This window comes from Streptomyces sp. NBC_01267, from assembly GCF_036241575.1.
Lineage (GTDB): Bacteria > Actinomycetota > Actinomycetes > Streptomycetales > Streptomycetaceae > Streptomyces.
This window is the reverse complement of record NZ_CP108455.1, coordinates 7117574-7130209: the sequence shown is the minus strand read 5'-3', so window position 1 is coordinate 7130209 and position 12636 is coordinate 7117574. Positions and strand designations below refer to the sequence as shown.

The 12636-nt window shown below is 70.0% G+C and carries 11 protein-coding genes; 1 reads left to right on the top strand and 10 read right to left on the bottom strand.

Features of this window, described 5'->3' with window-relative positions:
* Positions 1-100: 100 nt before the first annotated feature.
* Positions 101-892, bottom strand: a complete 792-nt coding sequence (locus OG709_RS31960; RefSeq protein ID WP_250302946.1) for an SGNH/GDSL hydrolase family protein — start codon at positions 890-892, stop codon at positions 101-103.
* Positions 893-1152: 260 nt separating this feature from the next.
* Between OG709_RS31960 and OG709_RS31955 the strand changes: the two genes are divergently transcribed.
* Positions 1153-1968: a tyrosine-protein phosphatase gene (locus OG709_RS31955; protein WP_329168621.1), complete on the top strand. Its 816-nt coding sequence runs from the start codon at positions 1153-1155 to the stop codon at positions 1966-1968.
* 42 nt (positions 1969-2010) lie between these two features.
* On the opposite strand, the gene OG709_RS31950 is transcribed toward OG709_RS31955, so the two are convergent.
* From OG709_RS31950 to hpnE, 9 genes are all read right to left on the bottom strand, one after another.
* Positions 2011-2142, bottom strand: a complete 132-nt coding sequence (locus OG709_RS31950) for a DUF6126 family protein (RefSeq protein ID WP_250303142.1) — start codon at positions 2140-2142, stop codon at positions 2011-2013.
* Positions 2143-2180: 38 nt separating this feature from the next.
* Positions 2181-2747: a helix-turn-helix domain-containing protein gene (locus tag OG709_RS31945; protein WP_250302943.1), complete on the bottom strand. Its 567-nt coding sequence runs from the start codon at positions 2745-2747 to the stop codon at positions 2181-2183.
* A 79-nt stretch (positions 2748-2826) separates the two neighbouring features.
* Entirely contained in the window at positions 2827-4224 is a 1398-nt protein-coding gene (locus tag OG709_RS31940) for an aspartate aminotransferase family protein (protein ID WP_329168620.1), read from the bottom strand.
* Positions 4221-6101, bottom strand: coding sequence for a 1-deoxy-D-xylulose-5-phosphate synthase (gene dxs, locus OG709_RS31935; RefSeq protein ID WP_266645814.1), 1881 nt, complete (start codon positions 6099-6101; stop codon positions 4221-4223). Before dxs ends, OG709_RS31940 begins: the two co-directional genes overlap by 4 nt.
* 166 nt (positions 6102-6267) lie before the next feature.
* On the bottom strand, positions 6268-7290 hold the full coding sequence (hpnH, locus tag OG709_RS31930) for an adenosyl-hopene transferase HpnH (protein WP_250302938.1): 1023 nt from the start codon (positions 7288-7290) through the stop codon (positions 6268-6270).
* A gap of 5 nt (positions 7291-7295) precedes the next feature.
* The gene (locus tag OG709_RS31925) at positions 7296-7937 is read right to left on the bottom strand and encodes a phosphorylase family protein (RefSeq protein WP_329168618.1); all 642 of its coding nucleotides are present in this window, start codon (positions 7935-7937) and stop codon (positions 7296-7298) included.
* A complete protein-coding gene (gene shc / locus OG709_RS31920) occupies positions 7937-9928 on the bottom strand; it encodes a squalene--hopene cyclase (protein WP_329168616.1) in 1992 nt (663 codons plus the stop codon). Before shc ends, OG709_RS31925 begins: the two co-directional genes overlap by 1 nt.
* A 101-nt stretch (positions 9929-10029) precedes the next feature.
* Positions 10030-11112 carry a polyprenyl synthetase family protein gene (locus tag OG709_RS31915; RefSeq protein WP_266645818.1) on the bottom strand — a complete coding sequence of 361 codons (1083 nt, stop codon included), beginning with the start codon at positions 11110-11112 and terminating at the stop codon, positions 10030-10032.
* Entirely contained in the window at positions 11109-12551 is a 1443-nt protein-coding gene (hpnE, locus tag OG709_RS31910; protein ID WP_323136673.1) for a hydroxysqualene dehydroxylase HpnE, read from the bottom strand. The genes OG709_RS31915 and hpnE overlap by 4 nt, the downstream gene beginning before the upstream one ends.
* Between the last annotated feature and the right edge of the window lie 85 nt (positions 12552-12636).

Here is a 12636-nt window from a genome sequence, read left to right as displayed (position 1 = left end):
CCCGTGAACGATCCCCGAACCGGACGGCCCGTCGGCGCCCCGGCGCGGCCCCTCGGAGGCTGTCGGGTGACCTCTCGGCCGGGACCGCGCCGGAGGCCGGTCACAGCGGCAGCAGGTCGGGGCGCTTCGCCTCGACATGGTCCCCGGAGGACTCGCCGCGCAGCCGGCGGCCGATCCACGGGACGAGGTGCTCGCGCGCCCAGTGGATGTTGTCGCGGCGCACCTCGGCCGAGCCGCGCGGCGGCTCCGGCGGCCACGGCTGGTCCGGGTCCGCCGGTACGTCGAGTCCCAGCACCTGGGCGGCGCGGAGCGCGACCCGGGTGTGCCCCTCGGGCGAGAGGTGCAGCCGGTCGTCGTCCCAGGCCCGCCTGTCCTGGATGGTCTTGAGCGACCAGAGGTCGAGCACCGGGGCGCCGTGCCGTGCGGCGATGACCCGGACGTGTTCGTTGTACGTCGCTATCTTGCCGCGCAGATGGCGCAGGACCGGAACGCCCCGGGTGTCGAAGCCGGTGGTCACCATGACGGTGCGGACCGAACCGCACAGGTCGGCGAGGGCCCGCTCGAAGCGCTCGGCCGCGTCGTCCGGGTCGGAGCCCGGACGGATGATGTCGTTGCCGCCCGCGGAGAAACTGACCAGGTCGGGGGCGAGCTCCTTGGCGCGCGGGACCTGCTCCTCGACGATCTGGTCGAGGAGGCGTCCGCGCACGGCGAGGTTCGCGTACCGGAAGGTGTGCTCGGGGACGCGGTCGTCGAGAAGCACGGCGAGCCGGTCGGCCCAGCCCACGAAGGTTCCGTCGGGGCCGGGGTCGCCGACGCCCTCGGTGAAACTGTCGCCGATCGCCGCGTACGACCCGATGATGTCGCTGTTTTCTGTTGCCGAATCGTCTGCCACAACGGCTCATCCTGCACCGCGCGATGTGACCTACGCGACCGTAATAGGGGGGTGACAGGCCGTGAGATAGACCACCCGGTCAGTTTTGGTAAAGCTGGAATAAGACCGCCGCCCCCGCGGCACCGGGCGAGATGGTTGCATGAGGAACCGATGTCGTATCGTCGGAAATCGCAGGGCCGTAGGACGCGGCCCGGATCAGCAGGTCCATACCGCGCCGACGGCGGCCACCGGCCCTCGTCGGCAGACACGGAGGAGCCCCCGTGACACAGCAGCTGCCGCAGGTCCCGTCGACAGAACCCGAGCTGGCCGGGGTACGCAACTTCCGTGACGTGGGCGGGCTGCCGACCGTGGACGGGCGTCGGGTGCGGCAGGGAAGGCTGTTCCGCAGCGGTCACCTCGCGCACGCCACGGAGCAGGACGCGGCCTTCCTGTCCTCGCTCGGGCTGCACACGATCTTCGACTTCCGCAACGCGGCGGATCTGGCGCTCGACGGCCGGGACGTGGAGCTGCCCGGGGTGCGCCACGTGAACATCCCGCTGACCGACCCGGCGGACGGCTCCGAGTTCTGGAAGATGGTCCGCGACGGCAAGCTCGACAAGCTGCGGGAGGCCCTCGGGGACGGCCGCGCCGCGGACGGGATGGCCGACTCGTACCGGACCATCATCACCACCCGTACCGCCGAGCACAGCCAGGTTCTGCACGCCCTCGCCGAGGACAGTGTCCCCGCCCTGCTGCACTGTGCGGCGGGCAAGGACCGGGCCGGGCTGTCCATAGCGGTCTCGCTGCTCGCGGTGGGCGTGGAGCGGGACGCCATCAAGGCCGACTACCTCAAGTCGAACGAACCGCACCGGCGGTACAAGGTCAAGCGCGGCGACCAGTCGGCCGCCGCACGGTCCCCCGAAGTGATGAGCCTGCTGAGCCCGCTCTTCGAGGCCCGCGCCGAGTACCTGGACAGGGCATTCGCCACCATCGACGAGGTGTGGGGCACCACCGACCGCTATATCGCCGAGGGGCTGAAGGTCACCCCGCAGACGCGGGAGAAGCTGCGCGCCCGGCTGCTGGACGACGCGTCCTGAGCCGACCGCGCCCCGTTCCCCGCCTCCGCCCGCCGGGTGCGCCTACTGCTGGCCGCCCAGCGTGAACAGCAGGTAGATGAACCCGGCGAAGAGATGGCCCGCCACCAGGTAGGCGAACAGCCTTATGACGAGTCCCCGCGGGAACTTCTTCTCCTCGTTGTTCATGGCGGACATGGCAGGCCTCTCGTCGGAACTGATCTGGTTGCGGGGCATCAGTGCAGATCCGGGCTCTGCAACAGGGTGTGCACGAAGAGCAGTTCGGCCCCTTCGCGGGTGGCCGCGGCGATGCGGTGCGGGGTGAGCGAGTCGAAATGGGCGCTGTCCCCGGGGGCGAGTTCGTGCACGGCGTCCCCGAGGCTCAGCCGCAGCCTCCCGGTGAGGACGTACAGCCACTCCTCGCCGGGATGGACGCGGACGAGCTCGCCCTGCGCCCCGTACGGGACCTGCACCCGCAGGGCCTGCATCGCTCGCCCGGAGCCGCCCGCCGTGTGGTACGTCCAGCCGTCGGCCTCGACCGGCTCGCTCCTCCCGCCGCGGATGACGGGCTCCCGCTCGGGCGGCATTTCACCGAGCAGCTCGGAGACGGTGGTGCCGTAGATCCGGGCGAGGGAGAGCAGCATCGGCAGTGAAGGCTGCCGCGCGCCCGTCTCCAGCCTGGAGAGGTGCGCCGGGGAGAGACCGGCCCGGTGGGAGGCGGCCTCCAGCGTGAGACGTCCGCGGCGGCGCAGTTCACGCAGGCGCGGCGCGACGTCGGGGAGTTCCTCGGCGGGAGTGCTCATGTACCCATTGGGACAGCAAAATGCCTCAGAGGCAAATTTCTTGCCTCTGAGGCAAAATCCATGGGTCCAGCAGGACGGGTCAGCGGTTGGCTACGGCCTGCTTCACCAGTGTCCTCCCGAAGTCCCACATCAGACCGCCCCCGCCGTGTGCGTCTTCCATCACAGCGGTGAAGGCCTCGACGAAGCGGTCCACCTCGGGTTCACCGATGGTCAGCGGCGGGATGAGCTTGATCACTTCCAGATGGTCGCCGGAGACCTGGGTGAGGATGCGGTGCTTCTGCAGCAGCGGTACGACGACCATCTGCGCGAAGAGTCCCTTGCGGGCGGCCTGGAGCATCGTCCACCTGCTGCGGAGCTTCAGCGACGAAGGACGGCCGAACTCGATACCGATCATCAGCCCGCGCCCGCGGACGTCGTGCAGCAGCTCGTACTTCGGAATCAGCGCCGCCAGCCGCGACTTCAGCAGCTCCCCCGTCACCCGGGCGTTGGCGACGGTCTGCTCGTCCTCCATGACCGAGAGGACCGCGAGCCCGGCGGCCATCGCCTGGGCGTTGGATCCGAAGCTGGCCGAGTGCACGAGCACCCGGTCCATGGACGAGTAGACCTTCTTGAAGATCCAGTCCTTGCCGAGGGTCGCGCTGACGGGGACGTATCCGCCGGAGAGGGCCTTGGCCACACAGACCAGGTCCGGCTCGACGCCCTCCTCGTGCTGGTAGGCGTAGAAGTCCCCGGTCCGGCCGAGCCCCGTCTGCACCTCGTCGGCGATCAGCAGCGCCTTGCGACGGTGCAGCAGCTCCTGGGCGGCCCGCAGGAATCCGGGCGGCGACGCCAGGACGCCCTTGCCCTGGATCGGCTCGACGACGAAACCGGCCACGTCCCCGCGCTTCAACTCCCGCTCCAGCGCGGCGAGATCGCCCATCGCGATCGCGGTGTCGGGCAGCAGCGGCGCGAATCCGTCCCGGAAGCCGTCCTCCCCGTTGACCGAGAGCGAGCCGGTCGTCAGCCCGTGGAAGGCGTGGGAGCAGTAAAGGATCCTGGGCTTCCCGGTGGCGTACCGGGCGAACTTCAGCGCGGTCTCCACCGCTTCCGTGCCGCTGTTGCCGAAGAACACCCGGTCCAGGTGCGGCGAGTGCTCCAGCAGTTTCTCGGCGAGCAGGCCGGGCAGCGGCTGGCAGTCGAAGCGCGTCAGATCGGCGAGCGAGGCGTCCAGCACGTCGTGCAGTGCCTTGCGTACGACGGGGTGGTGGCGGCCGAGCCCCATCACGCCGAAGCCCGCGAGCATGTCCAGGTAGTCGTTGCCGTCCGCGTCCCAGAAGTGGGCTCCCTCGGCCCGTTCGTAGACACGGTCGAAGCCGATGGTGTGCAGCATCCGCGGCAGCTGGTGGTTCAGGTACCGCGCGTGCAGCTCGTAACGCTCACCGCCCCGCTCGGCCAGCAGGGTCGCCAGGTCGAACCCCTTGGGCGCGCCTTCCGTCATTCCGTCTTCTCCTTGGCTTTCAGGGCGGCGCTGATCCGTCCTGCGATCTCGACGGGCGTGAGCCCGATGTCGGCCAGTACCTCGCCTCGCTTGGCGTGCGGGAGGAACTGCTCGGGGATTCCGAAGGTCCGCAGCGGTACGTCCACGCCCGCGTCGCGCAGCGCCTGCCCGACGGCCGAACCCACACCGCCGCTGCGGCTGTTGTCCTCGACGACCGCGACCAGCCGGTGCCCGGCGGCGAGCGGGGGCAGCTGCTCGTCCACCGGCTTGACCCAGCGGGGGTCGACGACCGTACAGCCGATCCCCCGGCCCTCCAGGAGTTCGGCGGCCTGCAGGCAGACCGGCGCGAGTACGCCGACGGCCACCAGAAGCACCTGGGGGCGGTCGGCGCGGTGCAGTACGTCCATCCCGCCCACCCGGTCGATCGCCGGAACCGGCTCGCCCACGGATTCCTTGGGGAAGCGCAGCACGGTCGGCGCGTCGTCGACGTCGACGGCTTCCCGCAGCTGGGCCCGGAGCTGGTCGGCGTCGCGGGGCGCGGCTATCCGGAGGCCGGGCACGACCTGGAGGAGGGACATGTCCCACATGCCGTTGTGCGAGGCCCCGTCGACCCCGGTCACACCTGCCCGGTCGAGTACGAACGTCACCCCGCACCTGTGCAGCGCCACGTCCATCAGCAGCTGGTCGAAGGCCCGGTTGAGGAAGGTCGCGTACACCGCGACCACCGGATGGAGTCCGCCGGTGGCGAGTCCGGCGGCGGAGACCGTCGCATGCTGTTCGGCGATGCCCACGTCCCAGACCCGGTCGGGGAACCGTTCGGCGAATTCGGTGAGCCCGACCGGGTGCAGCATCGCCGCGGTGACCGCCACGACGTCGGGGCGTTCGGCGCCGATCTCGGCGATCTCCGCGCCGAACACCGAGGTCCAGGACGGGCCGCTGGACGCGGCGAGCGGCTCGCAGGTCAGCGGGTCCATGACGCCGACGGTGTGGAAACGGTCCGCGTCGTCCTCCAGGGCGGGCCGGTATCCGCGGCCCTTCTCGGTCAGACAGTGCACGAGCACCGGACCGTGGAAGCGTTTCGCGCGGACCAGCGCCGTCTGGACGGCTTCCAGGTCGTGCCCGTCGATCGGCCCGACGTACTTGAGCCCCAGGTCCTCGAACATCCCCTGGGGTGCGAAGGCGTCCTTGAACCCCTTCTTCGCGCCGTGCAGCGACTCGTAGAGCGGCTGCCCCACGACGGGGGTGTGGTGGAGCACGTCCTTGCCCCAGGCCAGGAAGCGCTCGTAGCCGTCGGTGGTCCGGAGCGTGGCGAAGTGGTGGGACAGGCCGCCGATCGTGGGCCCGTACGACCGTCCGTTGTCGTTGACGACGATGATCAGCGGGCGGTCACCGGCCGCCGCGATGTTGTTCAGCGCCTCCCACGCCATCCCGCCGGTGAGCGCTCCGTCGCCGGTCACCGCGATCACATGGCCGGTCCTGCCCCGCACCTCGTTGGCCTTGGCGAGGCCGTCGGCCCAGCCCAGGACCGTGGAGGCGTGCGAGTTCTCGATGACGTCGTGTTCCGACTCCGCGCGGGCGGGGTAGCCGGAGAGGCCCCCCTTGCTGCGCAGTTTGGAGAAGTCCTGCCGCCCGGTGAGCAGCTTGTGCACGTAGCTCTGGTGGCCGGTGTCCCACAGGATGCGGTCGGCGGGCGAGTCGAACACCCGGTGCAGGGCGATGGTGAGTTCGACGACCCCCAGGTTCGGTCCCAGATGTCCGCCGGTCCTGGCCACCGCCTGGATCAGGAACTCCCTTATTTCCTCGGCCAGTTCACCGAGTTCAGTGTCTTCCAGCGCCTTCAGGTCGCGCGGCCCCCGGATATTTTCCAAGATCGACACGCTTGGGCCCCCTCTCGGATTTCTTGTCGCTCACAGCGGCGTCGGGAACCCCGGCGCGACCGCCACCGGCCCGGCCTGGATGCGCCGCGAGGGGCGGCGCACCGCGACAGGCCGGGCCGGCGGCGCGGGGAGAGCCGGTGTCACCGGCTCCCCACCGGTCATCACGTCACCCGCGGTTTCCGGAGACCGTCTCGCGGGCGGCACGGATGGTCTCCTTGAGCGAGCCCATCGTGGCGAGTACGGCGGTCGGCTCGTAGCCGCAGTGCGCCATGCAGTTGGCGCAGCGGTCGTCCTTGCCGCGTCCGTACTTGTCCCAGTCGGTCTTCTCGACGAGCTCCTTGTACGTGGGGACGTACCCGTCGTTCATCAGGTAGCAGGGGCGCTGCCAGCCGAAGAGCGAGTAGTTGGGGATCGCCCACGCGGTGCACGGGAAGTCGACCTTGCCTTCCAGGAAATCCAGGAAGAGCGGCGAGTGGTTGAGACGCCACCGTCCCCTGTTCCCGCCGGCGAACGACTTCTTGAAGAGTTCCCGGGTCTGCTCGACACCCAGGAAGTGTTCCTGGTCCGGTGCCTTCTCGTAGGCGTAGGCGGGCGAGATCATCATCTCGTCCACTTCGAGATCGTCATTGAGGTAATTGAGTACCTCGATGATGTTCTGCGGAGTGTCGGTGTTGAAGAACGTGGAGTTGGTGGTGACCCGGAATCCGCGCTTCTTGGCTTCCTTGATGGCCTCCACGGCCTCGTCGAACACCCCCTCCTTCGCCACGGATTCGTCGTGCCGCTCGCGCAGCCCGTCGATGTGCACCGTGAACGCGAAATAGGGCGAGGGGGTGAACTTGTCCATCTTCTTGCGCATCAGCATCGCGTTGGTGCAGAGGAAGACGTACTTCTTCTTCGCCACCAGCTGCCGCACGATCTCATGGATCTGCGGGTGCATCAGGGGCTCGCCACCTGCGATGGAAACCATCGGGGCGCCCGATTCGAGCACCGCGCCCACGGCCTGTGCCACCGGCATGCGCTGCTTGAGAACTCCCGCCGGGTGCTGGATCTTCCCGCAGCCCTCGCACGCGAGGTTGCAGGCGAAGAGAGGCTCCAGCTCGACGATCAATGGGAACTTCTCGCGCTTGCGGAGTTTCTGTTCGAAGAGATACGTCCCGACCCTGATGGTCTGACGGAGCGGCATGGCCATCTAGCTCACCTCCTGGGGAGCAGCAAAGAACGGTGCCATTCATAGAAAGCTGGAAGGACGGCACGGAGAACGCGGAAGGCCGATATTCCACCGCGTACCGTCCCGATTCGGACGAGTTCATGTTCTGGAGCGTCCACGACCACTCGTACGGCCGCAACCGGGCGGGGCCCGGCCCTTACGGCGCTCCAGAGCGTCGCCGCGGATTCCATGTCCACGGCGATCGCCCCTGTGGCACGCAGCTCGGCCCTTTCGTGGCCGCGTACTACATGGTCTGAGCCGGTCATCGGACCGGTGTGCACGGTTCGGCCGGGCAGGGTGGCGGCCAACGCCTTGGCGAGGAGTTCGGTGCCCACACAGGGGGTGACCCCCGCGGCGTGCCTGGTCTCGTCCGCGACGATCACGTCGCCCGGGTTCATCCCGGGCAGCAGACCGGCGCAGAAGCCGGAGGCGATCACGGCGGAGTCCCGCGCGGGGGCCTCGCCGAGCGTGCGGGTGACGGCGTGTGCCGCCGCCTCGGGCCCCATGCCCGTACGGAGTACGGTCACCGGACCCGGTGCGCCGCCGCGCCCGCCGGTGCGCAGGGCGAACTTCTCGATGCCGAGCGCACAGGCGATCAGCAGCGGCGCACTGTCAGGGGCCTCCGCCATCAGCTCCCCTGCCGGGTCGCGGCGAAGGGCTCACCGTGGACGTACCGTCCCAGTGCGGTGAGCGGGAAGACCTGCCGGTAGAGGTTGTAGTTGATCGAGAAGTCCCAGGGGAAGCCGGTGCCGGTGAAGAACGGCTCGTCCCAGGCGCCGTCCGGACGCTGTGTCTCGGCGAGCCAGCTGACGCCCCGCTCCACGGCCTTGTTCTCCCGCTCCCCCGCCGCGAGCAGCGCCAGCAGTGCCCAGGCGGTCTGCGACGCGGTCGAGGCGCCGTGCCCGATCCACTCCTCCTCCTTGTAGGAGCGGAGGTCCTCGCCCCAGCCGCCGTCCTCGTTCTGTACGGACTCCAGCCAGGAGACCGCACGGCGGATGGCCGGATGGGAGGTGGGCAGCCCGGCCGCGGTGAGTGCCGGGATCACCGACCCGGTGCCGTAGATGTAGTTGACGCCCCAGCGCCCGAACCAGGCCCCGGTCGCCTCCTGTTCGGCGAGGAGCCACTCGATCCCGCGCCGGGTGCGCGGGTCGTGGGCCTTCCCCTCGATGGCGAGCATCTCCACGACGTGCCCGGTGACGTCGGCCGACGGCGGGTCGATGACCTCACCGAAGTCGCAGAACGGCAGCCGGTTCGGGAACGGACTGTCGTTGTCGGCGTCGAAGGCTCCCCAGGCGCCGTCCTTGGACTGCATACCGAGATTCCAGCGCACGCCCCGCGCGATGGCACCTTCCAGGCGCCCCCGGTCCGGCACCTGAACGCGACGCAGGGCCAGGACGACCTCGGCGGTGTCGTCGATGTCGGGGTAGTTGTCGTTGTGGAACTCGAACGCCCAGCCGCCGGGGGCCAGTTCGGGACGGCGTACGGACCAGTCGCCGGGCCGGTCGATCTCTTCGCCGAGCATCCACTCGGCGGCCTTGACGAGCGCCGGGTGATCGGGGCTCAGCCCCGCGTCCGCCAGCGCGATGGTGGCCAGGCAGGTGTCCCAGACCGGGGACTGGCACGCCTCGATCATGCGGGCGCCGTCCTCGCGCCAGATGGCGAACCGGTCCAGCGACGCGAGGCCCGCCCGCATCACGGGGTGGTCGATGTCGTATCCCAGCAGGTGCAGGGCGATCACCGAGTACACGGCGGGCGGCTGGATACCGCCCCAGCAGCCGTCGTTCTCCTGCCGCTCGATGATCCAGCGGGCCGCCGCGTTCATCGCCGCCTTGCGGAATCTTCGCGGTGCGATGCGGTGGTAGACGTGCAGCGCCTTGTCGAGACGCTGGAACGCCCCGTCCCAACTGGACACGGATGCAAGCGGTTTGGCCGGATTGGGGTCGCCGGGGTCGATGTGCAGCTCGTCCAGGGCGAAGGGGGCCGGGCGTACCGGGCGTTTCGCCGAGACGACGGTGAGCGGCACGATCGTCTGCCGGGCCCAGCAGCCGAAATCGTAGATGTTGAGCGGGAACCACTTCGGCAGGAAAATCATCTCAGGTGGTAGCTCGGGGAGGTCGTCCCATTTCCACCAGCCGAAGAGCGCGAGCCAGATCCTGGTGAACACCCGGCTCGCGGCGACCCCGCCGTGGGCGCGGATCCAGGAGGAGGCGAGTGCCATGTGCGGTGCGTCGGGTGCGTCCCCGGCGAGCCGCAGGGCCACGTACGCCTCGATGGTGGTGGAGAGTTCACCGGGGCCCTTGAAGAAGGTGGCCCAGGTGCCGTCCTCGCGCTGCTCGCCCCGGATGAACCGGCCCGCGGCCTCGGTGGTCCGCGCGTCCTGGATTCCGAGGAACTGTCTCAGCAGCAGATCCTCGGCGTCCATGGTGACGTTGGTTTCCAGATCGCCCTTCCACCAGCCTTGGGCGTCCTGGGCTCGGAGCAGGTACTCGACGGAGTTCGCTGCGGCCCGCTCGGCGGCGTCACGTACCGGATCGCCGACGGGGATAGTTTCGGTTGTTTCACTGGCCGAGGCTGCGCGGGGCTCCATGGCTCCGGGGCTTCCGTCGGTCGTCGCTGTCATGGCTTCCCCTTCGTGCAGTACTTCCTCTGCTGTGCTGGGGTCTCCGTCGGCCGGCGTCCACGGACGCCGGCCGGCGACTGCGAATTATGTGGCGATGGTGATCATCTCTTCCGTACTACGACGAAGTCGGCGAGCGCGATGAGCTGCGCCCGTACCCTTTCCGGCATTTCGACACCGGTGAGCGCGTCGATGGCGATCGCGTGCTGCCTGCGGGCTTCCTGGGAGGTCCACTCCCGGCCGCCCGCCTCTTCGATGAGAGCCGCCCGTGCGGCGAACTCCTCCTCGGAGAAGGTGTCGAAGTCATTGCTCTTGGCGTCGGCAGCGAGCAGTTCGCCCAGCTGTTCCGACGCCGGTCCGCCGGCCGCGAGTGCCGCGACGACCGGCAGGGACTTCTTGCGCTGGCGCAGGTCGCTCCAGGTCTGCTTGCCGGTCGCCTCCGGGTCGCCCCAGATGCCGAGCAGGTCGTCGACGGCCTGGAACGCCAGGCCGAGGTGGTAGCCGTACGCCTCCAGCGTGTCGGCCGTCCGGTCGTCGGCGCCGCCGAGCACCGCGCCGATGGAGACGGCGCAGGCGAGCAGGGCGCCCGTCTTGTTGCCCTCCATCTCCAGGCACTCCTCGACGGTGACCCGTTCGCGGTGCTCGTAGGAGATGTCCTGGGCCTGACCGTCGATCAGCTTGCGGGTGGCGGTGGTGAGCCGGCGCGTGGCGCGCCCGGCCTCCACGGTGCCGAGCTCCAGCAGGATCTCGTTCGCCAGTGCGAAGAGCGCGTCGCCGACGAGGATCGCCTGGGCGGGGCCGTGCACCTTCCAGACGGTGTCCCGGTGGCGGCGCTGCTCGTCCCCGTCCATCAGGTCGTCGTGCAGCAGCGAGAAGTTGTGGACGAGTTCCACGGCGACGGCGCCGGGAATGCCGACCTCCGCCGCGGCGCCCGCGGCCTCCGCCGAGAGCAGCGCGAGTGCCGGGCGCACGGCCTTGCCGCCGTCCCCGTCGGAGGGGCGGCCCTCGGCGTCGATCCAGCCGAAGTGGTAGGCGGCGACGGTGTCCATGGGTGGTGCGAGCCGGTCAACGGCAGCGCGCAGCACCGGTGAGGACAGGGCCCGTCCGCGCTCCAGAAGCGCGACGATGTCGACGGTGTCTGCGGCCGGGGTCACAGGCTCTCCTCTTGTTCCAGTAACAGTGCTCATGCCGCCTCCTGAAGCGGATGATCGTGGGGGCGGCCGAGTCCGGAGAGCGCGGCACCAGCGGCGCTGAAGCCGCTGCGCACTGCGCCTTCCATGGTCGCCGGCCAGCCGGTGGCGGTCCACGCACCCGCCAGATAGAGCCCGGGTGTCCTGGTACGTGCACCCGGGCGCAGTCGCCCGACACCCGGGGCGGGCGCGAACGTCGCGGTCCGTTCCCTGGTGACGAAGAAGTCCCGTACACCCGCGCCGCGCGCGGCGGGGAGCAGCCGTTCCAGCTCGGGAAGATAACGCTGCCGCAGCACGGACACAGGCTGGTCGATGTCGTCGTCCGCGACGGACTGGGAGAGCGCCAGGTACTGCCCGCCGCCCTTCAGCCCCGAGGCGTCCGTGCGGTCGAAGACCCACTGCACGGGGGTGCCGAGCGCGGCGAAGAAGGGCTTCCGGAGTACTTTGCGGTCGTACACGACATGGACGTTGAGGATCGGTGAGGTTCCGATCTCCAGCAGATTCCCAGGGGTTTCGAGCGCGCCTTCGGGGAGCAGGGCATGGGTCTCACGCTGCGGCACCGCGAGCACGACGGCGTCGGCCGTGAGCGTCCCGCCGTCCACCTCGACGCGCCAACTCTCCTCGCCCGCACCGGAGTTGTCGTCACGGGAGATGTCCGTGACACGGGTACGCAGTTCGGTGCGCACCCCCGCGGAGTCGAGCGCCTTGCGGGCGAGTGTGTCGTGCAGTTCGCCGAGCGGTACGTGGGCCCAGCCGATGTCGGCGGCCCCCGCCTCGGAGAGCAGCCCGGTCTTGAAGACCATCGCGGCGAGTCCCAGCGAGGCGTGGGGCGCGGTGGCGTTGAGCGTGGCGACGCCCACCAGGTCCCAGAGGGCCTCGATGGTGCGGTCCGACTGGCCGTGGCGGCGCAGCCAGCTCGCGAAGTCGACGGCATCGAGGGCCGGGTCGGCCAGGTCGAGTCCCTTGAGAGCCAGCGCGGCGCGGCCGACGCTCGCCCGCTCGGCGAGCGAGAGATGCGGATAGGTCGCGAGGCTCCTGGCGAGGTGCAGCGGCACGGGCAGCGCGCTGCGGCGCAACCGGCCCAGCCGCGGGCCACCGGCCGGTGCGACGTCGAGTACGGGAACGTCGAGCCGGTCCTGCAGCGGAGCCAGGGCCGTTCCGTCGACCCGGTCGAGGAACCAGCGGTAGGCGGTGCAGCAACGCAGGTAGACGTGCTGGCCGTTGTCCACGGTGAGCTCGCCGCGCTGGAAGGAGAAGGCGAGGCCGCCCAGCCGCGGCCGGCCTTCGAGCAGGGTCACCCGCACTCCGGCGTCGGCGAGTTCGAGCGCGGCCGTGACCCCGGCGAGGCCTCCGCCGATCACCACCGCGTGCGCGGAGCGCGTTCCTCCGGCTGTCATACGCCCTCCTTCTCGGCCCCGGCGGCCGGGTCCGGACAGCAGGGCATCGCAGTCAGGGACGCGCCGGTCCCCCGGGAGGTTGAGTGCCGCCGGACCGCGGTTCGCGGAGCGGGTCTGTCGAGGG